20 protein-coding genes, 6 tRNA genes and 1 riboswitch are annotated in these 25,291 nt (G+C 28.8%); of the genes, 25 read left to right on the top strand and 1 reads right to left on the bottom strand.

The features are described 5' to 3' along the window. Positions 1–6 precede the first annotated feature (6 nt). From plsX to trxA, 23 genes are all read left to right on the top strand, one after another. The gene (plsX, locus tag SCHRY_RS04240) at positions 7–1,011 is read left to right on the top strand and encodes a phosphate acyltransferase PlsX (RefSeq protein WP_016339223.1); all 1,005 of its coding nucleotides are present in this window, start codon (positions 7–9) and stop codon (positions 1,009–1,011) included. A gap of 2 nt (positions 1,012–1,013) precedes the next feature. After that, complete coding sequence (gene rnc, locus SCHRY_RS04235) at positions 1,014–1,754, top strand: ribonuclease III (protein ID WP_016339222.1); 741 nt, start codon at positions 1,014–1,016, stop codon at positions 1,752–1,754. A 75-nt stretch (positions 1,755–1,829) separates the two neighbouring features. Further along, positions 1,830–5,348 carry an ABC transporter permease gene (locus SCHRY_RS04230; RefSeq protein ID WP_016339221.1) on the top strand — a complete coding sequence of 1,173 codons (3,519 nt, stop codon included), beginning with the start codon at positions 1,830–1,832 and terminating at the stop codon, positions 5,346–5,348. A gap of 82 nt (positions 5,349–5,430) precedes the next feature. Further along, the gene (locus tag SCHRY_RS04225; RefSeq protein ID WP_016339220.1) at positions 5,431–5,697 is read left to right on the top strand and encodes a hypothetical protein; all 267 of its coding nucleotides are present in this window, start codon (positions 5,431–5,433) and stop codon (positions 5,695–5,697) included. A 354-nt stretch (positions 5,698–6,051) separates the two neighbouring features. Next, positions 6,052–6,438, top strand: a complete 387-nt coding sequence (locus SCHRY_RS04220) for a hypothetical protein (protein WP_016339219.1) — start codon at positions 6,052–6,054, stop codon at positions 6,436–6,438. Between the two features lie 70 nt (positions 6,439–6,508). Continuing rightward, on the top strand, positions 6,509–7,177 hold the full coding sequence (locus SCHRY_RS04215; RefSeq protein WP_016339218.1) for a hypothetical protein: 669 nt from the start codon (positions 6,509–6,511) through the stop codon (positions 7,175–7,177). A 71-nt stretch (positions 7,178–7,248) separates the two neighbouring features. Further along, a riboswitch (purine riboswitch) is annotated at positions 7,249–7,347 on the top strand. 64 nt (positions 7,348–7,411) lie between these two features. Next, positions 7,412–8,845 carry an NCS2 family permease gene (locus SCHRY_RS04210; RefSeq protein WP_016339217.1) on the top strand — a complete coding sequence of 478 codons (1,434 nt, stop codon included), beginning with the start codon at positions 7,412–7,414 and terminating at the stop codon, positions 8,843–8,845. A gap of 122 nt (positions 8,846–8,967) precedes the next feature. Then, a complete protein-coding gene (locus SCHRY_RS04205; protein ID WP_016339216.1) occupies positions 8,968–10,104 on the top strand; it encodes an SPE_1075/MLC_0560 family membrane protein in 1,137 nt (378 codons plus the stop codon). Positions 10,105–10,253: 149 nt separating this feature from the next. Beyond that, a tRNA-Asn gene (locus tag SCHRY_RS04200) sits at positions 10,254–10,329 on the top strand. 27 nt (positions 10,330–10,356) lie between these two features. Continuing rightward, positions 10,357–10,432, top strand: a tRNA-Glu gene (locus SCHRY_RS04195). Between the two features lie 4 nt (positions 10,433–10,436). Then, a tRNA-Val gene (locus tag SCHRY_RS04190) sits at positions 10,437–10,512 on the top strand. Positions 10,513–10,527: 15 nt separating this feature from the next. Further along, positions 10,528–10,603 (top strand) — tRNA-Thr (locus tag SCHRY_RS04185). 38 nt (positions 10,604–10,641) lie between these two features. Further along, a tRNA-Lys gene (locus SCHRY_RS04180) sits at positions 10,642–10,717 on the top strand. 19 nt (positions 10,718–10,736) lie between these two features. Continuing rightward, a tRNA-Leu gene (locus tag SCHRY_RS04175) sits at positions 10,737–10,821 on the top strand. A 258-nt stretch (positions 10,822–11,079) separates the two neighbouring features. Beyond that, positions 11,080–11,952 carry a MurR/RpiR family transcriptional regulator gene (locus SCHRY_RS04170; RefSeq protein WP_016339215.1) on the top strand — a complete coding sequence of 291 codons (873 nt, stop codon included), beginning with the start codon at positions 11,080–11,082 and terminating at the stop codon, positions 11,950–11,952. An 89-nt stretch (positions 11,953–12,041) separates the two neighbouring features. After that, a complete protein-coding gene (locus SCHRY_RS04165; protein WP_016339214.1) occupies positions 12,042–12,836 on the top strand; it encodes a hypothetical protein in 795 nt (264 codons plus the stop codon). Between the two features lie 18 nt (positions 12,837–12,854). Next, positions 12,855–14,702, top strand: coding sequence for a PTS fructose transporter subunit IIC (locus SCHRY_RS04160; protein WP_016339213.1), 1,848 nt, complete (start codon positions 12,855–12,857; stop codon positions 14,700–14,702). A gap of 17 nt (positions 14,703–14,719) precedes the next feature. Continuing rightward, the gene (locus tag SCHRY_RS04155) at positions 14,720–17,419 is read left to right on the top strand and encodes a glycoside hydrolase family 38 N-terminal domain-containing protein (RefSeq protein ID WP_016339212.1); all 2,700 of its coding nucleotides are present in this window, start codon (positions 14,720–14,722) and stop codon (positions 17,417–17,419) included. Next, a complete protein-coding gene (locus tag SCHRY_RS04150; protein WP_016339211.1) occupies positions 17,400–17,858 on the top strand; it encodes a PTS sugar transporter subunit IIA in 459 nt (152 codons plus the stop codon). The genes SCHRY_RS04155 and SCHRY_RS04150 overlap by 20 nt, the downstream gene beginning before the upstream one ends. Continuing rightward, on the top strand, positions 17,859–18,716 hold the full coding sequence (locus SCHRY_RS04145) for an ROK family protein (protein WP_016339210.1): 858 nt from the start codon (positions 17,859–17,861) through the stop codon (positions 18,714–18,716). Between the two features lie 379 nt (positions 18,717–19,095). After that, positions 19,096–19,713, top strand: a complete 618-nt coding sequence (locus SCHRY_RS04140; RefSeq protein ID WP_144060288.1) for a hypothetical protein — start codon at positions 19,096–19,098, stop codon at positions 19,711–19,713. Between the two features lie 124 nt (positions 19,714–19,837). Continuing rightward, positions 19,838–20,647: a Cof-type HAD-IIB family hydrolase gene (locus SCHRY_RS04135; RefSeq protein ID WP_016339208.1), complete on the top strand. Its 810-nt coding sequence runs from the start codon at positions 19,838–19,840 to the stop codon at positions 20,645–20,647. Between the two features lie 38 nt (positions 20,648–20,685). Next, a complete protein-coding gene (gene trxA, locus SCHRY_RS04130) occupies positions 20,686–20,994 on the top strand; it encodes a thioredoxin (protein ID WP_016339207.1) in 309 nt (102 codons plus the stop codon). A 182-nt stretch (positions 20,995–21,176) separates the two neighbouring features. Here the strand turns inward: trxA and SCHRY_RS04125 are convergent, their stop codons facing one another. Next, the gene (locus tag SCHRY_RS04125; protein WP_016339205.1) at positions 21,177–21,593 is read right to left on the bottom strand and encodes a hypothetical protein; all 417 of its coding nucleotides are present in this window, start codon (positions 21,591–21,593) and stop codon (positions 21,177–21,179) included. Between the two features lie 369 nt (positions 21,594–21,962). On the opposite strand from SCHRY_RS04125, the gene SCHRY_RS04120 reads away from it, so the two are divergent. Continuing rightward, positions 21,963–22,193: a lipoprotein gene (locus SCHRY_RS04120; protein WP_016339204.1), complete on the top strand. Its 231-nt coding sequence runs from the start codon at positions 21,963–21,965 to the stop codon at positions 22,191–22,193. A gap of 640 nt (positions 22,194–22,833) precedes the next feature. Continuing rightward, positions 22,834–25,260, top strand: coding sequence for a leucine--tRNA ligase (gene leuS, locus SCHRY_RS04115; RefSeq protein WP_016339203.1), 2,427 nt, complete (start codon positions 22,834–22,836; stop codon positions 25,258–25,260). Positions 25,261–25,291 lie beyond the last annotated feature (31 nt).

Raw genomic sequence — 25,291 nt, 5'->3', positions numbered from 1 at the left:
AGAATTATGCACAAAATTGCAATTGATATGATGGGAACAGATTTGGGAATCCCCCCAATTGTTGATGCTTTAAAAGTTTTTGTTAAAAAATATTCAGATGTTTTCTTTGTCTTAGTTGGGGATAAAGCAGTGATTAAAGAAGGGCTCCATAATAAAAAAATTAATCCAAGTCGGTATGAAATTTTTCATACTAGTGAAGTAATTGCAATGACAGAAGGAATGATGGAAGTCCGTCGTAAACCAGATAGTTCAATGGTTCGTAGTGCGGAGTTATTAGCAAATGATAAGGTAGAAGCTTTTGTATCAGGAGGTTCAACAGCAGCTTATTTATCGGCTTGTCATTTTATTATTGGGGAATTAGAAGGAATTAATCGTCCAGCTTTTATGCCTTTTATTCCAACAATTAAAAAAGGTAAAAGTGTTATGATGTTAGATGTTGGAGCTAATTTAGAGAATAATGCACGTGATTTAGTTAATTTTGCATTAATGGCAACTGTTTATGCAAAAGTAATTATGAATTTAAATAGTCCAACCGTTGGACTATTAAATATTGGTCATGAAGAATCAAAAGGAAAAGACTATCATAAAGAAGCCTATAAAATGTTACAGGTAAATAATAATATTAATTTTTATGGTAATATTGAGCCTCGTGATATTACAAGTAATATTGTCGATATTATTGTTACCGATGGCTTTACAGGTAATGTTGCCTTAAAAACATTAGAGGGGATGGCTAAAAATTTAATGGCTGTTTTAAAGCAAGAATTAACAAAAAATATTTTTCGAAAATTAAAAGCCTTAAGTTTACGAAAAGCCTTTCGTGGTGTTCGTGAAACATTTGACTATCGTAATAATGCCTCGGCATTAATGTTGGGGCTAAAAAAAGTAGCGGTTAAAACCCATGGTAGTAGTGATGCTAAATCATGAATTAGTACACTAGAAATGACTAGAAAAGCTATAATCAATGATTTTGTTAAAAAAATTGAAGCTGAAATTAAAAAAGGAGTATAAAGATGACATTTCATTTGCAAAACCCTGCCCACTTATTTAATAATTTACAAAAGTATTTTGAACAGTATCAAATTAAGATTAAAAATGAGCAATTTTATTTTAAAGCTTTAACTCATAATTCATATGCGAATGAAAATAATCTTAATTATACATATCAGCGCCTAGAATTTTTGGGTGATGCTATTTTACAAAAAGAGGTATCACTATATTTATTTTTAAAATTTCCTGAAATGAATGAAGGAGAAATTACAAGTTTAAGAAGTAAAATGGTTCGAGAAGTAACATTGGCAGAATTAACACGTAATATTAATTTGGGACAATTTCTTTTAATTGGTAAAGGGGAAATCAAAACTAAGGGATATGAAAAAGATCGGATTTTAGCCGATATTTATGAATCAATGATTGCTGCTCTTTATCTTGATTTAGGAGAAGAAGCAGTGCGATATTTTATTGAGCAAACATTACTAAAGATGGTTTCTGACACTGATTTTTTAGAACAAATCCGCGATTACAAAACAGAGTTACAAGAATTTTTACAAGCAGGTGATAGCCGAGTTTTAGAGTATAAATTAATTGGGGAAGAGATTTTAGAAGGTAATCGATCAATTTATACTGTTGTTGCGGAAATTGATAAGGTTCGTTATGGGCAAGGACAAGGTTATACCCATAAAAGTGCTGAACAATTTGCTGCGCAAGATGCTTTGCAAAAACTAGCAAAAACTAATTTAATAACAAAAAATTAAAAAAAACAGTTTTTATAACTGTTTTTTATTTTTCTATTGCTATAATTAAAATAGATTTAGGTTGCAGGTGTTAAGATGGTTAGTTTAGTTTTGTTAAAAAATTTCTGAAAAAGTTTTTTAAAAAATAGTCTTCAAGTTTTAGGATTATTTTTAATGCTTGGCGCAGTAATAACATTATTTTGTGGAATGCAGCTTTCTCATGATTTAACAAGTACACAGTTAAAAATTATGGGAAAAGATCTTTTTGCCACAAATACTAGTTTTGAAATTACTCATCCCTTAGAAATTGTTAATAGTGATACTAACTTGTCTTATAGTTTAACTAATATTAATTATATTAATAATGATGGCACTCTTAACAGCAAAAAAGCCCATACTGCTAATTTTAAACTTACTCCAGTTGAGGGGACAAAATATTATCAAGTAACATTTGATTCGCATTTAGATAATACTAATAATTGAATTGGTTCAAAAAGCCAAAACCAATATTTTAAAGACCAATTAGAAGATAATGGCGAAGTTACTTTAAAATTTGATCCGTTATTTTTAGCCAATAATTCGTATTTCTTATCAGCAAAAGAATTTGCAGAATTACGTAGTTATTTAATTGACCCTAGTGGTTTAATTCCATTTGTGAGTTCCCCGGATAATGCTCAATTACAAAATGATGCTTATTATCAAAGTAAATATTACAAATTTGGAAATAATCAAGCACGGATTAATCAATTAGAAATTAAATTATTAACAAGTATTATATTTGGTTCAGTATCACAGAAAGCCTTAATTTCTCAAACAATGGATATTTATGATATTTTCCGCACCCAATATTTTTATTTGCAAAGTGTAAATGAAGATTTTTGAACAAACCCAATTATGATTAGTGGAAGTTATGATCAATTTATTAATTATCAATCTACAGATGATATTTTACCAGTTATTATCAATCCAACATATGCTGCTAGTCATGGTTATCGGATTGGAAGTCTTATTAATATTTATAATTATGATTTTGAAATTGTAGGTTTTGCAACAAATGCTTATCTTAATTCTAATTATTTTGCCAAACCTTTTAATCAAAATGCTTATGCCTGGTTACGCGAGGATGATTATAATCGAATCAAAAGTTCAATGAGTAGTGAAAATGACAAGTTTATTACAAATGATAGTTATAATTTTTATGGGGCAGTTTATTCACTCCAAGATGAATTAAACCCTGGTTTTTTAAAAGACCAAAATAGTTGATATGATCTTGCTAATTTATTTAATAACGCAAAATTTAATAATTGAGAAAAACCTTGAAGTCCGTTAGATGAAATTGCAAATTTTATTAAAGCAAAAGAGACAATGACGTGATCGTTAATTAGTGCAATTTCGATTTTATTAGTTGTTTCTTGTTTTATTATGATTAGTATGATTATTAATAAACTATTGGCAACGAATCGTACCATCATTGGTAATTTAAAAGCCCAGGGTTATTCAACAATAACAATAACAACTAATTTAGTAACATGTTTTTTCTTTTTGGCGTTGATTATTACTTCCTTATCGTTATTATCAAGCTGAATATTCTCCTTTATTTTAAATATTACATATAAAAACTTTTTAGAATTTACAGCTTATTTGTCAGTTCCTACCCATTGAACAATTCTAACAATTATTGTTTTTCCAATTTTAGCAATTTGTTTATATGCAACAATTTTTATTCTAATAAGCATTCGTGTTCCCGCTTTAAAATTAATGATGACTAATATCAAAAAACCTAAAATCCCAAAAAATACTTTTTGAGCTCATTTTTTCACCAAATTAAGTTTTCAGAAAAAAATAACCTTAAAATTTGCAACAACCGCAAAATGAAAATTATTATTAACGATTATTGCGACAAGTATTTCGGGGGCAATGTTGTTTTCAGCCTTTACAACTATTCTTAATTTTGGGCAAGTGAGCTATAATTTAAAAAATAATTTAAATTGACACTATGCTTATAATTATGATAATTCTTATGAAACCAAGTCGCCTCCATATGATTTTTTAGTTTATGAAAATTTTGATGAAATTAAAGACCCTAATGTTGCCGGGAAAAAAATTTTAAATCCCAATGAGGAAGTTTTTACAAAAGAACTAGTGTTAGAAAAAGTTATTACCCCTCAACAAACAGTTTGTGGTCCAACCTTGGGTGAGCCTTCAAAGATAACGAGTTTAAAATATTTATGATTTTATGCAAAAACATATGATTGATATGCTAAAAATTGTCAGAATACGAAATATTATGAAGAAATTACTAATCTAATTGATAATAGTATTTATGGATATATTATTGACCAAGTTAGTCAAGAAAATGGTATTATTACGATTGGTTATGAACCAATTATTTATGGGCCAGAATATCAAGAATTATTTGTAAACAATTATAGTATTAATGGTTATGAGGCACTAAATATTGGTGATTTATATGGTTTTTTAGATTCTTATCAAAAAGCCAATCGTAATTCGGCAGATGATTTAGCAATTAAAAATTTTTATAATAACTTTTCCCAACCGTATAACTTAAAATATTTACATGCCTCTTCGCTTGAATTTTATAATTATCGCGATGATAATATTTTATTTAAACCAAATTTATCAACAGATTTATCAATGGAGTGATTTTTTAATGGGATTGATAGTTTTGATGAGGGAAGTAATAGTTTATTAGAATATGCCAAAAAAGGTATGTTTAGTCCAAAAGTTAATACTGCGATTCGTAACGTTGCAGCGATGAAAGAGTTGATTCATTCCAAAAAATGATTTCATGAATCCGATCCAAATTGAGATCAAAATAATTATCCAGTTAAAGTTTATCCAATTATTATTAATAAGGGAATAAATTTTATTAGTAATTTTAATATTGGTGATATTATTAATCAAAGTTTTGAAGCTGAAGGGGCTAGTTTTTATATTGTTGTTGATAACTTTTGAAATGGACCCAAAAATAATGTTTTAGTTAACTGATATATTAATTCTCACTTAACCCAGAAAGATTTACGAACATTATATTCAACAGGTAAAACAAATAGTTTATTTAATTATTTAGGAATTTATGAAAAAAATGGTAATTATGAAATTAGCAAAGACCCCAGCTATGATGGAGCAATTGTTTATCAAGGGGCGATGAATTTAGACAAAACTATGAGTAGTACTTTGAATTTACAAGCCTTATTATTCATTATTTATATATTAATTTTAATTGCCACTATTTTAGCATGTATTTTCCAAATCTTTATTATTACAAATATCATTATTAAAGATAACTTAAAAGTCTTAAATACCTTTAAAGCCTTAGGATATTCTGATTGATGAGTCTTTAACCGTTTGTTTATGATTTACTTACCAATCATCTTAATTAGTTGAGTTATAGCAATTCCAATTGGGATTTGGGGAATCAATATGGTCCGTTTCCAAATAATTTGGAATATGATTGCTTATGTTTCAAACGATATTATTTGAGTTGATTATTTAATTAGTTTCCTTGGTTTATGATTAATGTTTATTATTGCCTTTTTAATTAATAAGAAATTTATGAGTAAACGTTACCCATTAACGCGGGTTTTAAATTAAATGGGGTTAGGAAAGCAAATTTATTTCTGACATAATTGTGATATAATGAAATCATATTAATCATAAGAAAGAAGGACGTATTATGTTAGTTAAAAGACTATTAGCATCTTTATTAAATATGATTTTATGTTGATTAAATTTTATTTTGTGGTTCTTTAATATTACACCAATTGGATGTATGCTGCTAGGAACAGAATGTCCAAGTGACCAGAAAGGAAAATTAATTTTTGGATTAACTTCACTGTTACAATGAATATTAATGGCCACAGTTATTGGAACAATCTTTATTATTATTCTATGAGCGCAAGATAAACCATCAATTGCAACAAGATTAGCAAAAATGGCTTAATGTGAAAAAAATAAAAACATACCTAAACAGGTATGTTTTTATTTTTTATTGATGTTAATTAAGTATTATTTTCTCTTTTTTTAAAATCATCTTGCTAAGATAAGACTAGTTTAAGGGGGCAATAATATTACAACAATTCAAGATGTTAATTTACAAGGGATTTTAGTTTTAAAAGAACAAAGCAAAAAGTTTGCTAATTTTTATTATCAACAACAACCACAAAGTAATTTAATTTTAAAATGATTAGAAGTTGATTTTGATAGTTTTTACTCTGTTTTAGAGTGCAGTAAATTTGTTCTCGAATCTTTATTTGAAATTTTAGAGCAAGAGCACTTAATTCTCTCAGAAGATATTATGATTCAAATTGGCATTTTATTATCATATAGTAATGGGGTTAAACTGTTATTTGAAAAGCTAGACAGTTATTTAATTGATCTTGAGCAAATTAATGATTGCTATGTTCAAACAATTGAAGAGATTAATGTCGGATTAATTTTGGAATTAACACAGTTTGATAGTCTTAATTTAAGTAAAGTTACGACTATTTTTCAAAAAATTATTAAAGCTAAAAAAATTTATGATTTTTTATCGTTAGAAAAAAAGTTTTGAGTGGAAGTTAAACAGATAATTTTAAATTGTAATCACCCAAAAAGTGAGTTGTACAAATTATTTTTATTATATTATTTTACATCGCAAGCTATTACTGACTTTTTTTATAAATTATCAGTTATAAAGTGCTAAATTATTCAACTTTTTGAGAAAGTTGTTATAATAAAGATAGTATTAAAATAACACCAGAAAGGAAGTTATCATGTTTGGTTTAGAACAACTAACAGGTTTAATTTTTTTTGTTTTTCTGACATTATTTGGGTTATATTGTCTGGGATGAATAATCATGACAATTGTTACAATTATTTTTAACAGAATTAAAACAGGAATCAAAACCCAACCTTTATTACAACAAATATTAAATGACAATAGTTTTAAAGATATTCGAATTGTTCATCGCAAAGGAATTATCAAAGGACAAAATTATGAACAAGATGCTAATGCGATTAAAATTCGTTATCGTGATCTTAATGATGACAGTTTAAGTAAAGTTTATGATATGCTATTTCATTTTTATTATATCTTTCAAATTAAAACAAAAGATACTAAGTCTTATTTTTGATTAAAAGTTACTTCATATTTCATTTGACTAGTAATTGGATTATTTGCAATAACAACAGGATTAGTGATTGGAGCAAATAATACAACAACAATTAACTTTGAATTAGCAATTCAAATTATTTCAATTATTGGAATTTTTTTCTTGGCAGTATTATGGTTTGTATGAACAAATATTGTTGAAAAATATCGCAAAGAAATTTTGGATTTAGCTAATGATTTTTTACCATCAGTTGTTGTTAAAAAGATTAAAGTGTTATCAACTTTTAAGGCTTTCATTCCATTATCAGAAAATGTTATTTTGTTAACATAAGTGAAATTAATTTAATAAATTGATTTTTAGGAATTGTTTTTTTCGTTTTAATTAGGTATATTAAAAGAGTAGAAGTAAATAATATCTTAACCTGTATATGCTAGAAATATGGTCTAGTGTCTCTACGTCTTACCATTAAATAAGACTCTATAGGTTAATGCTTTGAGCATTAACTTTATTAATTGGGTTAATGTTTTTTATTTTTACTCTTAACTAGACAGGAGAAGTAATTAAATGTTTATTACAAAGCAAGTTAAAAAGTTTTTTAAATTTGATGAATTAAAAACTACTTTTAAAAAAGAAATTATTGGGGGATTAACAACTTTTTTAGCAATGATTTATATTTTATCAGTGCAACCAAGTATGTTATCAGTGGCTAATGATATTAACTTTCCTGGTGATCCTAGTCATAATATGGCGTTTGGGGGAATCTTTATTGCCACAGCGATTGCCGCTTTTCTTTCTACTCTGATTATGGGGTTATCGGCAAATATGCCAGTCGGTTTAGCTCCTGGAATGGGATTAAATGCCATTTTTACTTTTAATGTAGCAAATAATGGGGTTGGTTATCAAGGAGCTTTAATTTCCGTGATGATTTCTTCAATATTATTTTGCATTATTTCGGCAACAAAAGTCCGAATTATTATTATTAATTCAATTCCAAAATCACTAAAATTAGCGATTGGTGCAGGGATTGGCTTTTTTATCGCTTATTTAGGGCTGCATAATATTGGTTTAGTTGGCGATACAGCAGTAACACCAGGGGGGAGCATTGTTAATGGAGGATTACCAATTGCCGCCTTAGGAGATTTAAAAACTAACTGGCCAATTATTTTATTAGGACTTGGGGTTTTAATTTTAATTCTAATTTTACACTTTAAAAAAGTCCCTGGAGCGATTGCTATCGCAATCTTTGCAGGTTTAGCTGTCTCAATTTTGGTTGGTAATTTAGGAACAAGTGACTTTATTAAACAAAATTTTTCGCATTGAACTGGCTGAAGTTATGATGATTTTAGTGGTTTTACTGGTAATATAAAATCAACATTTGCGGAATTTACTAATCGTGAAATTTGAACATCACCAATTATGTATATTTCGATTTTTGTCTTCTTGTTTGTTTGTTTTTTTGATGCAACAGGAACATTATATTCAATTTCTGAACAAATTTCTGAACAAACAGGTAATAAATATCAACTAAATTCGCGGGCTTTATTAGCAGATTCAACAGGAACATTAATTGGTGGGGTTCTTGGATGTTCACCAGTAACAACTTTTGTTGAATCAACAACAGGAGTTTCACAAGGAGCAAGAACAGGTTTTTCTTCAATTATTACGGCCCTAATGTTTTTAGTGGCAATTGCTTTATTTCCAGTTTTTAAATTAATTACTCCAGCAATTGTTGGGGCCGCAACTATTTTCGTCGGTTCATTAATGATTATGCAAATTAAGGATATTGAATGGCTTAAACCAGAATTTGCTATTTCAGCCTTTTTTACGATTATTATTATGATTGTAACTTTCTCAATTACAAACGGAATTGCTGTGGGCTTTATCTTTTATGCTATTGTGAGTTTAATTTGTAACAAAGGAAAAGGAGTTGGGATTCCAATCTATGTATTAGATTTATTCTTTATTGGATATTTCATTGCCTTTGCCTTTGTCCAGTAGGAAATCAGAAAATAAGAGTTTTTCATAGCTCTTTTTATTTTGTGTAAATAATTTTAGAAAACTTACATGATTAGGGAGGAAGCAAAATGGCAATTATGATAAACTTATAATGGAGAAAAAAGATGAGAATTAATGAACGCAAAATAAAAATAAAAAAAGAAAAGATAGCACGAGAAAAACGTAACAAAAAGCGAAAATACTTAAATTTAAAAGACTTTGGTCAATCATCAAAAGCATTTCGCCTATATGTTAATGAAAAGAGAATCTTTTTTAAAGCACATTGACGATCAATGTCTTTTCGAATTTTCTTTTATTTAGTTGGGGTTTATATTTTTGGATTAAGCGTTTCTTTATATATGGACTTAAATTTAGGAGTTGTTAATGAAGATTTAATAGTCTTTGCTTTAATTGCTGATATTTGGACAAAGGGTGGGGATAATGTTGAAGAATATTATGCAATAATGCTAGTTGTTGTATATCTTGGTTTCTGATTATTTGTTGTTCTATTTAAAGTAATTAAATTAATTCAATTTCACCGTAAAAAGCGATTAACTTTAACGTTAATTTATGATGAAATTTTTAAAATGATATTAGATTTAGTACCGGTCTTTTTATGACCTGCTGCTGTGCAATTAAATGTTTTAATTATTAATCCAGCAGAGACAATTAAACCGTTAGATCCTTCCCACATTACTGGCTCTCAGGCCCAGTGAAATGAATGAATTAGAAGTTGAATTTTATGAGCTAGTTATTTATTGTTTTGTTTAGGTTTAGCGATTATAGTTTCAACAAAAATGCTAGAGGGTCCATATAATGGTCTTTCTGGGGAACTAGCATTGATTACAAAAGTTCCTTATGCCGCTTGTCGGGTAATTGTTGATATGGTCTTATTAGTGGTTGGATTAGGAATTTTATTTCTTGGTCAATATCCAATTTCTGAACGGTTAAGTCATCTCTATAGTTGAGTTAGTTATGCAACAATTTTAATGGCCTTTTTTGCAGGACCATTAATTGGGTTAATTGTTGTTACCCTTGAACGTTATATTAAAATTGAATTAATTGATGTTAACCGTAAACTTTACCGCAAGTTACGTCGGGAAGTTATTCGGGAATTTCGTTATGATAATCCTGATAAAAAAACAAAATTGAAATGAACGATTTTACAAGATAATATTTTAAAGAAATATAATGTTATGATTAAAGAAACATTTATTGAGGAATTTGATGATGCTGAATTAATTGATAAAATTATTAAATAGTTGGCTTATAAAAAGTAAGATATTGATCTTGCTTTTTATTTTCCTTTAAAATTGTTTTATTTTTTGAAAAAAAACTAAAAATTTACAAAAATAGTTGCTAGTATTTACTTTTTTAGTATATAATAAAAAAGGTTAAAAATCACAATAATGCCTAGTTAGCTCAGTTGGCAGAGCATCCGGCTGTTAACCGGCAGGTCGTAGGTTCGAGCCCTACACTAGGCGCCATTATTTTTTTTGACAAAAATTTTATCCGGCCTGTTGGTGAAGCGGTTAACACACATGCCTTTCACGCATGCATTCACGGGTTCAAACCCCGTACAGGTCACCATTTTCGGGTGTTAGCTCAGTTGGGAGAGCGTCTGCCTTACAAGCAGGTGGTCAGCGGTTCAAGTCCGTTACACCCGACCATTTTTTATTTTAAGTGCTGGCTTAGCTCAATTGGTAGAGCAACTGACTTGTAATCAGTAGGTTGGGAGTTCAAGTCTTCTAGCCAGCACCATTAAAATTAATGATTAAAAATTACCAAAAAAATACTATCTCCTGTTAGCTCAGTCGGTAGAGCTGCTGGCTTTTAACCAGTAGGTCGTAGGTTCAAGTCCTGCACAGGAGACCATTTTATAAAAAAAGATTCTCCGGGTTTGGCGGAATTGGCAGACGCACCAGACTTAGGATCTGGCGGGGTAACTCGTGGGGGTTCAAGTCCCTTAACCCGGACCAAATTTAAAATTAACCTTCAACACTTATTATTTGATAAGTGTTTTTTATTGTTGAATAATATCAAAAGATGTATTAAATTTCCAAGAATTAAATGATATTATTAATAAGATTAAAATATTAATTAGTAATTGCTACATTTATCGATGGAATAGTTATAATAGTTATCAACAATTGAGCTTTTAAAGCATTTTTATCAATTTAAAATTAATTTTTATTAATTTTCCACCAATTTTAATAGTAATGCTTTGGAGGTAAAAAATGGTTTCAAATAATGATGTTTTTTTAGATTTAAGCATGTTAGCAGGCCGGGAATTAGATTTTTATTATTTTACAATAAATAACTATGATTTTTTAATTAATTCAAATCTTCAGACTTTAAGCCAAAAATATGGTGTTGGTATGAGTTTTATTTATGGTTTTTTTAAAAAATTAAATGTTTCGGGCTTAAAAGAATATATTTTTAAATTAGGAATTTTACATGGTGTTAGTTTAATTACCAAAAAAAATGATAAAAATAGTTGTAATTCACAAGTTTTAACATTAATTCAAGACAATTATCAAGTTTCGAATAATATTAATGTTGTGATGTTTCAAGATCAACAAGCAAAATTTGACCAATTAATTACTATTTTATCGCAAGCAAAAATAATTTATGCTTTTGGGGCGGGTCATAGTTTAATTGCGTTAACAGATTTATGTGGGATGTTAACCCATTTTGGGTTGGTCACTCAAATTTTGGAACGGGGAAAAAATATTACTAAAACAGTATTATCGATGACAAAAAATGATGTTTTAATAATTTTTTCAATGCGAGGGCTAAATGATTTTCATTTACAATTATTAAAATTATTTAGAAGAGAACAAATCCCCGGCCAAGTTGTGTTAATAACAAGTAATTTAAATTCAGAGTTGAATAAATATACCAATTTATCAATTTTTATAGATAATCAAATTCGTCGGATTAATGATTTAGAGGATAATTTAATTTTTTCACCATTATGAAGTTTTCTCTTTTTTACTGATTATCTAAAAAACCTTTTTTATATTAAAAACAAAAAACTAATTGATGAGAAAGATAGCTTTTTACAAGAAATGAATAGTTGGCATGATAATAAAAGGATTGAAAAATAAAAAAAATGGAATAAGATTCCATTTTTTTTATTTTTCTTTTTTAAATTATTCTAATAAGTTAAAATGTAAATATGAAAGGAGGCAACATTATGCGAAAATTACTTTTAGTCTTGCCAATGGTTACTTTACTTAATACAACTGCAACAACTTTAATTGCGTGTTCATGAGGAACACCCCCTTTAAATGTTGAAACAATTTATCAAATAATGAATCGTTTGCAAGAGCAAGCGGGATATCAAACATCCTCAGTCGGAGAAATCACTAATCCTGGAACAATTGCGGCTCTTCCAATGCCAAAACCAGTAGTTAGTGATTTACAAGACCCAACTCAGCAAGATTCAATTGCGCATGCGCGAACTGCTTCCGATGCCATTACTAATCTTGCTAGCAATTATATTACAACAAATGTTAAAGAACAAAAAAACATAACAGGAGAAGAAGACAGTTTTTATCAAAACAAAAATATTGATGCTAGCTTATTTCAAAATTACTATTTTACAACAAGGATAGCAAATTTAAAAGCAGCACAAGTAGGGCCAGAAACCCAAGAAAAATGGATATTTGATTACCAAGATGATAGTAATACAATGGAAGATTTTAAATGAACAAATGGTGATAATAACATTGTTCGCTTTAAAAATGATAACCAGAACGCTGACTCTGGTCAGGGTGAAAACTATTCATATTTAAATATTCAAAAACTTTGGTCGAATGGAAAAATGTTTAATTTGGATGATAAAAATAATATTATTACAATAGTTAAACCGTATGAAAAAGAATCATCACAAATATATACTGTACGATTTTTAGTATCATTTTCTCCAATAGCCAAATTTGGTTATGATCCAATTAAGTTTTACCTTGATTTTGATTTTAGTAGTTAGTAGAAAGGAGACAAAAAAATGACAACAGATAAAATAAAAATTGTGGCAATTACCGCTTGTGCGGCGGGAGTTGCCCATACTTATATGGCCGCTGATAGTTTAAAAAAAGCAGCCAGTGAGAAGGGTTTTGAAATTATTGTTGAAACGCAAGGAACAATTGGGGCCGAAAATGTCTTAACCCCTGAACAAATTGCCCAAGCGGATCTTGTTATTATTGCTGCTGATGTCAAAATTGATTTATCCCGTTTTAATGATAAAAAACTTTTTAAAACAGGAGTTAATTTTGCCATCAAAAATCCAGCCCAGTTAATTGAAACAGCTTTAGAACAAGGCACTATTCACGGAAAAAAAGGAACAAAAGTGGGGGCTGTTACTTTTGGAACAACAAAAAAAAGAGGAATGCTATCGCATTTGATGACAGGGATTTCATGAATGATTCCGATGACAATTGCGGCCGGGATTCTAATGGCGATTGCCAATCTATGTGCTTTTCAAACCGAATATGTAGATAATTATGGTGATTATGGCCAAAATTGAGTATTGGGAACAAGAAAACTACCCCAATTTATGATGGATGTTGGAGCTTTAGGATTTAAACTAATGATCCCATTATTTGCTGGGTTTACTGCTTATTCAATTGCGGATAAGCCAGGATTAGCTCCAGCAATGATTGCTGGATGAATTATTAATGATAATAAAATGTTAGGAATTGATGTAACAGTTGGAACAACTAATTCTCCAATTGAACCAGGAGCTGGTTTCATTGGCGCAATTGTCGTTGGACTTTTAAGTGGATACTTAGTTCAATTATTAAAAATTATTCGTTGACCAAAAGTTTTACAACCAATTGTTCCATTGATGATTATTCCAATTTTAGCAACATTTATTATGGCAACTTTTGTTAAATTTGTTATTGGAGCACCAATTGCAGGTTTAGTATTAGGAATGTTTGATGGTTTAAGTGCTTTACAAGAAAAATTTGCCTCAACAGGAATTATTATTGCGATTGTTGTTGCAATAATGATTGCCTTCGATTTAGGAGGGCCATTAAATAAAACCGCTTTAGTTTTTGGAACAGTTATATTTTACCAAACATTAGCGCAAGCAATGGCGGAAGGGAAAACATTCTGAGATGCAAACTTTATTCCCGGAACAGCAACCCAAGCCGCAATTTCGGTACCACCACTAGGAATGTGATTATCAACTATTATCTTTAAAAATCGTTACCCAAAAAATCAAAGAATTATGGGGAAAGCGGCTTTTGGAACAGGAATGGTTGGAATTACAGAAGGAGCAATTCCATTTGCTGCTGCTGATCCAATTCGTATTATTCCGGCTAATATTGTCGGTTCAGTTGTTGCTGCGATTCTAGTAACATTATGAGATGTTAAATTTGCAGCCGGATTAGGATCACCGTTAGGAACTTTTTTAGGATATATTCAACAGAATTCAGCTCCATTTTGACCAATGGCATGAATTTTAGCTATTTTAGCCGGAGTAGTAACAACAGCTGTTATTGCGGGGTTATTAAAACCAAAAATCAAAGGTGAAGAAGCTGAATTATTGAAAGAAGAAAAATTATCACGTAAAATAGCTCGTAAAAATGCTAAAAATAATTTAAAATTATTATTTACAAAACCAAAATTAGCTGGGGAAAAAATGAATCATTGATTCAAAAGAACTTGGCAAAATCGAATTCAAAGTACAAAAGAATATTGAATTTGAATTGGAACAGGAATTAAAAATTACTTTGTAGACTGAGGTTATTCAATTCAAAGAGGATGAATTTCATTTACTAATTTATTCCGTCGTAAAAAAAATAAAAAAGATCCGTCAGTTGTTGGTGTTAAAATAAAAAAAGATTAAGAATAGGATATTGCAAAATGAAAAAATGAACAATTACCGTTGTACCACATACCCATTGAGATAAAGAATGATATTTTACAAAACAAGATTCGGATGTTTTTTTATCAGCTAATTTATTAGAATATTTAAAGTTATATCATCAGAATCCGAATTGTTTTAGTTTTACATATGATGGACAAACATCAATCATTGAAGATTATCTAACATATTTTAAAGATGATAATAACGCTATTTTATTTAAGGCGTTAGCATCCAAAAAATTAATTGTTGGACCGTGATACACACAACCAGATTTCTTTAATTTAACATCTGAATCAATTGTTCGGAATTTATTACTTGGAATTACTTTAGTTGAAAAATATCATGGTCAATATTTAGCAACAGCTTATGTGCCAGATTCATTTGGGCATACTTCACAAATGCCCCAAATTTATCGCCAGTTTGGTTTAAATCAATTTATTTATTGACGAGGAGCCCGTCCAGCTGATCTAGAACAGGGAACAATCCACTGATGGGAAGGGCTTGATGGGACAAAAATCCTCGCTTACAATTTCTATTTTGGTTATTGAGTAATGGGAAGCCATTTTCCATATCAAAGACTAACAAGCGAAAATCTTGTAACAGAAGCACAGTTATTTTTAACAAGTTTTAGTGATATTTTAAATACACTAAAAGCAAAAATAAAAGTAACAAATAATATCTTATTACCATTTGGGGGTGACCAAGCCCCTATTTCAAAATTATTAGCTGAATTCATTGATAAACTAAATGACTTGGACCAAGAACATGCATGAAAATTAGCAGATTATGATGAATATTTTGCTGATAATCAATTTACTAATTTAGCAACAGTTAGCGGGGAACTAAAATCCTCAGCTTTTGCTAGAGTTCATAAAACGATTGGTTCACAACGCGTGGATCTAAAAATTAAAACCAAGGCAGTTGAATATAGTTTATATAATGCTTTTGAACCATTAGCGACTTATTACCATATGATGGGAGGAACTTATCCTGCTGAATTAATTCGTGAGATTTTAAAATTATTGACAACATCACAAGCGCATGACTCATTAGGGGGATGCAATAGTGATGAAACTAACCGTGATATCGCTAATCGCCTTGATCGGACAAATGATTTAATTGCTAGTTCAACAACAAAATTATTAAAAACCTATAGTTATTATCACCAGTTAAAAAATGAAGAGTTTTTAATTTTTAATCCTAGAATTACCCAAAACCAAAATAAACAAAATTATGAGGTTACTTTATTTACCAAACTTAAAAAATTTGCAATTCATCTTGCGACTGAAGAAGCTGTTAATTTTGTCTTATTAGAACAAAATTACTGTGATGGTGGTTATGATGTTGTGGCAACAAATAATGGTGAGAAACATGTTCAAAGAGAAGGATTTTATCAAAATAAAGTTTTATTACTAGATCTTGATTTGCCGTTATTTACAATCAGTAAATTTAAAGTTACAAAGACAGCAAATTATAATAATCGTTTGGTTAACATAGCAAAACTTAAAACAAAACATTGAGAATTTACAATTAATCCAGATGGAAGTTTAGATATTTATGATTTGAAAACATGCAGGCTTTATAAAAAGCAATTTTTATTAGAAGCAGATTATGATATGGGTGATTCTTATGATTATTCTCCATCTCATCAACAACCAGGACCAGTTAGTCAACTTTTCAAAACAAAATATGACTTTCGACAATACCAAGATTATTATCAACTTGTTTTAAATAATACATATTTAATCCCTAGTCATGAACAAGGAAAAATGATAAAACAACAGTTTGAATTGAAATTTGCTATTAATAATACTGATTTTATTGAATTAGAAATAACAACAAAAAATGTCGCCCGCGAAATTCGTTGAAGAATTAATGCGACAGCGCCATTTATGACAAATAATTCTTATGCTAATCAAGCTTACGGAACAATTGAAAGACCAGTTATTTTAACAGAAGATTTAAAAAATTGAGAAAAAGAACAATGAAAAGAAAAACCTGTAGCAATTGAAACAAATGAATCATTTGTTTATTTAACAGATGATATAATCAAAGTGGGATATTTGACACGGGGTAATAATGAATATGAAGTAATTAATGATGATCATTATTCAACACTATGAATTACCTTATTCCGTTCAGTTCCCTTCTTAGGTCGAAATAATTTGATTAATCGGCCAGGGCGAGCATCTGGGGTTAACGAAATTTCAGTTAATACCCCAGATGCACAGTTATTAACGACTTTAACCTTTAATTTACAATGATTTGTATCAGCAGATAATAATCTTTGAAATAAAGCTGAACAGGCAAATACGCCAGTTGTATTTTACCAACAACAAACCTATAATTCAGTATATAAACATGCTGATCGGTTTTTATTAGCTAATTTAGAAGAACTTGATTTAACAACAAAAACTGATTTAAAATTATTTGAAAATCCAAATTTTGTTATTAAGGCCGTTAAAAAATCCGAAAGAAATAACACAATAATTGTCCGAGGTTTTAATGCTAGTTGTAATGAAATTAAGTTTTCTTTTGAGAATTTACCAGCAAATATTCAACAAATTAATAAGGTTAATTTATTAGAAAAAGAAAACGAAACTAATATTAAAAATGATTCACTAAAAAAATATCAAATTCAAACATATGAAATTATTTTAAAAGAGGAGAGAAACAATGCAACAAGAATTATTTAATTTAAACCATATCTATTTTGATGTAGATTGTAAAACTCAAAAAGAAGCCTTTACATTTATTGCTAACGCTTTTGTCGAAAATGACGTTAGTAACAATTTAAAAAAATGTTTTAAAGGATTAGTAAAACGTGAAAAAGAAGGAACAACAGGTTTTAATGATGGTATCGCCATTCCCCATGCGCGAATTAAAGAAATTAGCCGACCGGGGTTATTTGTGTTCTTATTTAAAGATGGAATTGAATGAAAATCAATTGATGATTCAAAAGTTAAATTAGCAATTGCTTTAGCAATTCCAGAAACTAATTCAGGAAGTGAACATATTAAAATTTTATCTTCAGTCGCTCGAAAATTAGTTGACCAAGAGTTTTGTCAAAACTTACTATCAGCAAAATCAAAAGAAGCTGTTTATAAACTAATTAGTGAAATAGAGATTAAATAGATGAACTTAGTTTTTGATATTGGGGGATTAAGTACAAAGTATTTATTATTTACCTCTGATAAAACAACAGTTATTTGTGAAGGGCAAGTTGAATACCAATCATTGATTGATAATGATCAAATTATTACGATTGTTAATAAAGTATATCAAAAATTACAAATTAGTTATCAAATTGAAAATATTGCCTTTTCTTCATTAGGAGTTATTAACCCGCTTACGGGTGAAATTTCTGGACTAGGAGCCATTAAAAATTATCATTTAGTTAATTGAAAAGATATTTTTAAAGATAAAGTAAATGTTTACATTGAAAATGATGCTAATTGTGCCGCACGATATGAGTTAACAATAAATCAAAATATTACCAATGCCTTGATGTTTGTCATTGGAACAGGCCTGGGGGGAGCTGTTATCATAAATCGGCAAATTTACCATGGCAGCCATTTTATGGCTGGTGAATTTGGTTGCGGACTAGAAGAACAAAAGGGGACTATTTATAAAAATATTTCCAGTTGTAGTTCCACCTATTCGGCAATCATACGCTATTATGAAAAAACAGGAATTAAAAAAACGGGCCGAGAACTATTTGCCTTATATGACAAAGACGAAAATGCTCGTACAAGTATTGATGCAATGGTTTCTACCCTGGCAAAAGGGATTATTAATTTTGCATTAGTAATTGATCCTGACACTATTTTAATTGGAGGGGGAATCTCAGAAAATACGTTTTTTCTGAGATTATTATCAAAAGAAATTGAAAAACTAACTAAATCGTTAGGAATTTCGCAAACTTTTGTTCTTCAAGCGTGTCAAAAAAATAATAAAGCTAATCTTTATGGAGCTTTAACTTTAATTCCTTAATAGTTTTTTTGGAGCCTTTTTTATTATTAAAATAATAAGTTTATAATCTAATTATAGAACATCATAATATTAATTTATTTTTAATTAATTCATAAGATGTAGTTTCAAAAATAAAACTAATTATTTATTAAAAAAATGGAAAATCTTTACCTTTTTATTATAGCTAAATTATTTAAAATAAAAAGAATTTAAAAATAAAAGAAAATATACATTTAAAAAAATTAGTCCTGTTTTAAAAACAGGACTAATTTTAGGATTAACAGTATTAACTATTTTAATATTATGTGAAGTTATTCTTAGTTTTACCTTGTTATCTTCAAATCTTCAAAAATCAACTGCTATAGATTCGTTAACTTATGTCTTTACTTTTATAATACTATTGCCATTAGTTTGAACATGCATAACATTTAAAACCATTAAAGATAAATTATTTTTAGGGATTTTTTATTTAATAATATCATCAATTGGTTATTCAACGTTCGTTACTTTATTAGTATTATTTTCTGATAATGTATCAGTTGGTGATAATAATGATTTTACTTATTTAAAATTTATGAAAAATGTTGTTATAACACAAATTATTGTTATTTCAATTACATGACCTTTTTTACTCGCTGCTGGAATTTTGATTACAGCTGGTAAAAAAACAAAACCAATAATGGTAATAGACCTTGTAACAAACAAGCCAATTATTAACTATCAAAAACAAGAGCTAGGTTATTTATCTAAAGGAAAAAGTTGATTAATTGCTGCTTGTGTTTTGGGAACAATTTTTACTTTTGGAATAGGGTTATTATGATGAGTACCAATTACTTTAATGACAACAACCCGTGCTTGAAAACTACAAAAAACAGCTAATTTAGGAATTATTATTGCCTTATTATCAGTAATTAGTTTAGTTATTATTTTTATTCCAGTTGGAATTATGGCGGCAGTTTATTATGCAATGTTTGAACCAGATAATTTGGATAAAGAAATTAAAAATTTTGAAGAATAATAATTCATAAAATCTAAAGAAAGAAGTTCTTTAGATTTTTTTGTTTATTTTGCTTTTTTACTAATAATCAACTATAATTAAGCGGATAGGATAGTTATTGATAGGAAGGGAGTTTAGGAAAAAAATGAGTAAAGCAATTTTTTCAGATTTAGATGGAACATTATTGCTGGATAATCATCGCTTTAGTAAGGAAACAAAAAAGATTGTTAGCAAAACTCAAAAAGAAGGTATTCATTTTGTTGTGACAACTGGTCGTTTAGCAAGTGATGCTATCCGCCAAGCAAAGAAATTAAAGGCCCATAAATATAATGGTTTTGTCTTAGCAAATAATGGGGCAATTGCTTTTTCATTTAAAACAAATAGTTTTATTTGAATGATGGTTTTTTCAAATAGCGAATTAGAGAAAATTTTTAATTTTACCTATAATAAATATAAGGTTCATTTTTTTAGTAATAATTCAACATATGTCTATGAACATGGGGAAAATTCTTATTATTGATCAAAGATAATGAAAACAAACTATTATATTGTTAAAGATGTGAAAGAAATTACTGAAGATATTACCCACGCAAGTGTGATTGCTCCTAGTTCATTAACTGATCAAGAAGCACAAGAATTAATTGAGACTTTGCAAAAAATTTTACCACAGTTAGATATTACACAATATAATAATCGGGTTTTTGAACTGTCATGTAAAGGAATTTCAAAAGGAAGTGCACTACGATTTTTATCGCATCATCTTGGGGTGGAAATTAATAATACATACTCTTTTGGTGATTCATATAATGATTTAGAATTAATTCGCCAAGCAGGGGTTGGAATTGCTGTTGATAATGCAATTGATGAACTTAAAAAATTAGCCCATGAAACAATTCAATCAAATCAAAAAAATGGCCCCGCAAAATATATTAAAGAAGTAATTTTAGAAAAATAAGTTATAATAAAGATATAGAAAGCGGAGGAAAGTTAGATATGGCAGTAAATTCAATTACCGATAAAGAAAATTTTGATTCAATGATTACAAAGGATAATATGACATTAATAGATTTTTATGCAGATTGATGTGGCCCTTGTAAAATGATTGCCCCAATTGTGCATGAATTAGCAGAAGAAATGACAAATGTAACTTTTGCAAAAGTAGATGTTGATCGATTAGGGAATATTGCCCAAGAATATGGAATTATGTCAATTCCAACATTAATTGTTTTTAAAGCTGGAAAAGAAATCAAACGTCATACTGGATTTATGACTAAAGATGAGCTTAAAAAAATCTTGGCATAAATATTTTAGAGAAGTAAGGGATGTGATTATTTAATGGCAATGGCAATGAAAAAACGTCGTAAGTTAATAGCCGAAAAAAAAGCGGCAAAAGCATTAGCACGTAAAGAAGCAGCAAAAGAATTAGCGGCAAAAGCTAAAAAAGCGGAATAAAAAAATATTAAGAATAGCTCTTAATATTTTTTTTATTTTAAAACTGCAAAGATAACGGCAGTAATTAAGGTAAAAGCCAAATTTAAACTCGTTGTAACAATTAAAATATAGCCTTTTTTCTTTAAATAAATTAAATAACCAGAAAATTCATTTTCTAATGTTGGATCTTGTGTAATCATATTAAATCCTAAATCCTCTTGTCAGGGGGCTAGTTTTTGGTTTTTAATAACCTTTTGAGCGGGGAATTTAATTAAAAAATAATGGCTAAGAAATAACAAAATAATAATAACGACTAAAATCCCAAAAATAATTTGTGATATATCGCTATTATTTAATTTTAGGTCTATTTTATAAAGGGCTAATAGCGTAACAAGAGATATTTGGATTAATAAAAATAAACTGTTAGCAATAAAAGACCAGATTGTAAATTTTTTTAATGTTGCTTTCATAGTGTATATTTTAACATAAATGTTAGTAAGAGGAGAAAATAGTTATATTTTTATGTTTTATGAGGAATTGTAATTTACCAAAATTTCGCATATGAAAAGCAAAATTTTATTATTTTATTTTATTAGCCGTTTTTTTTTTTTTTTTTATTTATAATAAAACTATCTCAAAAGATAAATATAAATTTTATAAATTGTGTTTTATTTTGAGATAGATATTTTAGTTTTAATTAATATTTTAACTTTAGTATCGCTTTACTAATAATTTTATTAATAAAAATTTAAAACCAAAAATCTTTATGGTAATTAATGCAAATTATTAGTAAAAAAAGTTTTAACAAATTAAATATTTGTTAAAGAAAAAATATTATTATGAAAAAACTTTTAAGTATTATAGGAGCAATTTCTTTAACAGCAACAGGTACAACAAGTGTAGTGGCATGTAATGAAAAGAATCAAGATAAGCCAAAAGCTGTTGCTAGATTAGAAACAGCACCAAACCTAAAAAAAGATTTAAGCAAAATCACACCTAAAGAACAAAAGTTATTATCAGTAAATAATATTTATAACAATTATAGAAAGAAACAAAGGTATTATGGTTAACGCTAATAAGGTTGTAAGCCAATTCAATAAAATGAAAAAGGTTTAAAATTAATCAGAAAATTGTTTAATTTACTAAAATATTATGCCATTTGTATGACAAAGCAATTTTTACAGTTAAAAACAGCCTAATGTTAGTTTAAAAAATATCTAATGTTAATGTAAAATAGGTGAAATTAAATTAGAAGAAATAGCAAAAAAAGACGTAAAAATTATTGCACGCTAAACAATAAAATATAATTACTAAAATGATTTTAAATCCATTGATCCTTTATTAAAAATTATAATTTTTGTAAAACAAATATTTTGATAATTTTTACAGAACTTTTTAGAACTTCTAAATGTAACAAAAGATAAAAAATACAAAATTAGTAACTTACAACTAAAATTGAATATATTCCTTATTAACCAAACAAGGGAACTATAACTTTTTCTTTCAAATTAAATTCAATAAATCAATAAATCAACAAATCAAAAATCAATGAACCAACAAATAAACAAATAAGTAAAAATATTTTTCTAATTAGAAAAATATTTTTATTTTGAAGATTATTTTTTTAATTCAATATTACCGTACTGTTATAACCCGGAAAAAATGTTATAATTTTGTTTATAAGATTAAAAAGTGAGAAGAGGAATATCAATGGAATTTTCGCATAAAGCAATTGAACAAAAATGACAAAAATATTGAGCAGAACATAATACTTTTGCTACAAATACAAACTTTAGTAAAAAAGCATATATTTTGGACATGTTTCCATATCCTTCAGGGGCTGGTTTACATGTTGGTCATCCAAAAGGTTATACTGCAACAGATGTAATTAGTCGTATGCGTCGTTTACAACAATATAATGTTTTACACCCAATTGGTTGAGATGCTTTTGGTTTACCAGCAGAACAGTATGCTTTACAAACCGGCAATGATCCAGCTGATTTTACACTTAAAAATATTGATAATTTTCGCAATCAATTGAAAGCTTTAGGGTTTAGTTATGATTATGAAAAAGAAGTAAACACTTCAGCACCATGATATTTTAAAACAACTCAATGAATTTTTGAAAAATTGTATCAACAAGGATTAGCAGAAGTACGAGAAGTAGATGTTAATTGATGTCCAGAATTAGGGACAGTTTTAGCTAATGAGGAAGTTTTTGTTGTTGATGGCAAAATGGTTTCTGAGCGAGGAAGTTTCCCAGTTTATAAAAAGCCAATGAAACAATGAGTGTTAAAAATTACGGCTTATGCTGAGCAATTAATAAGTGGTTTGGATGAATTAGATTGACCCCAATCAGTTAAAGATTTACAAAAAAATTGGATTGGTAAATCAGTTGGTGCTGAAATCAAATTTGCTGTTGCTGATATGCCAAACGAAGTTACAGTTTTTTCAACAAGAGCAGATACAATTTTTGGCGTTGAATATCTTGTCCTAGCTCCTGAGCACCCACTAGTTTTATCATTAGTAACACCAGAAAATTTAGCATCCACAAAAGAATATTTAGAATTAGTTAAAACAAAAACAGAATTAGATCGTCAAGATACAAGTAAAGAAAAAACAGGAATCTTTTTAGGCAGATATGCCATTAATCCAGTTAACAATAAAAAAATCCCAATTTGAACAGCCGACTATGTTTTATCCCATTATGGGGCTGGGGCAGTAATGGCTGTGCCAGGACATGATGAACGTGATTATCTATTTGCAAAGAAATATAACTTGCCGATTAGTTATGTTATTAAAAATAGCAATCATAATGGCCCATTTCTAAAAGATGGTGAACACATTAATTCGGATTTTTTGGATGGTCTAAATACCAAACAAGCTAGCGAAAAAGCTTTATCAGTTTTAGGGGAAAAAAAGATTGCACAACCAAAAATAACATATAAACTAAAAGATTGATTATTTTCGCGACAACGTTATTGAGGAGAACCGTTCCCAATTATTCATTGAGAAGATGGCTCAATTTCTCTAGTTCCGGAATCAGAATTACCATTAACATTACCGAAAATGGATAATATTACGCCTTCGACAACGGGGGAGTCACCTTTAGCAAATGCGACAGATTGATTAACTGTTACTGATGCAACAGGTAAAAAAGGGCGACGCGAAACAAATACAATGCCTCAATGAGCGGGAAGTTGCTGATATTATTTAGCTTATCCTTTAATGATAGGGCAAGAAGAAATGTTAGATCTTGCTTCTCCTGAGGGTCAAGCAGCATTAAAAGAATGACTACCAGTTGATTTATATGTTGGTGGTCAAGAACATGCTGTTTTACACTTGTTATATGCTCGTTTTTGGCATAAAGTTTTATTTGATCAAAACTTAGTCCCAACTTCGGAACCTTTTATCAAATTAGTAAATCAAGGAATGATTCTTGGTCCTGATGGTTCAAAAATGAGTAAATCAAAAGGGAATGTGATTAATCCCGATGATATTATTAAATCACATGGCGCCGATAGCTTACGTTTATATGAAATGTTTATGGGGCCAATTGAAGCATCGTTGCCATGGAATGAGACAGGGCTAGATTCAATGCGCAAATGGTTAGATCGGATTTATCGCTTGGTAAAAAATAATAATTTTACAACAGTAAACGATAAAACATTAGACTTTGCGTATCATCAAATGGTTAAAAAAACAACCGAAATGCTGGAAAATTTAAGTTTTAATACGGCAATTTCACAGTTAATGGTTTTTATCAATGCCTGTTATAAAACTGATCAACCAATTTATCAACCATATTTTGAAGGTTTTACAAAAATATTGTCATGTTTTGCCCCACATTTAGCCGAAGAAATTTGAAGTAATTTTGGATATCAAACATCAATTAACAATGGGCAGTGACCAATTTATGAAACAAAGTATTTACAAAAAACGACATTAATTGTTGCAGTACAAGTAAATGGTAAACTGCGAGCAAAATTAGATGTTCCCGTTGATACCCCAGAGGCAGAATTATTACTATTAGCAAAAGAACATGAAAATATTCAAGGAATATTGGCAACGCACGATATTTTAAAAGAAATAGTTGTTAAAAATAAAATAGTTAACTTTGTTGTCAAAGCAAAATAATTTAAAAAGTCTTATCATTAGTTTATATGTG

The organism is Spiroplasma chrysopicola DF-1 (genome assembly GCF_000400935.1).
Taxonomy (GTDB): Bacteria; Bacillota_I; Bacilli_A; order Mycoplasmatales; family Mycoplasmataceae; genus Spiroplasma; species Spiroplasma chrysopicola.
This window is presented reverse-complemented; position numbering and strand designations above follow the sequence as displayed.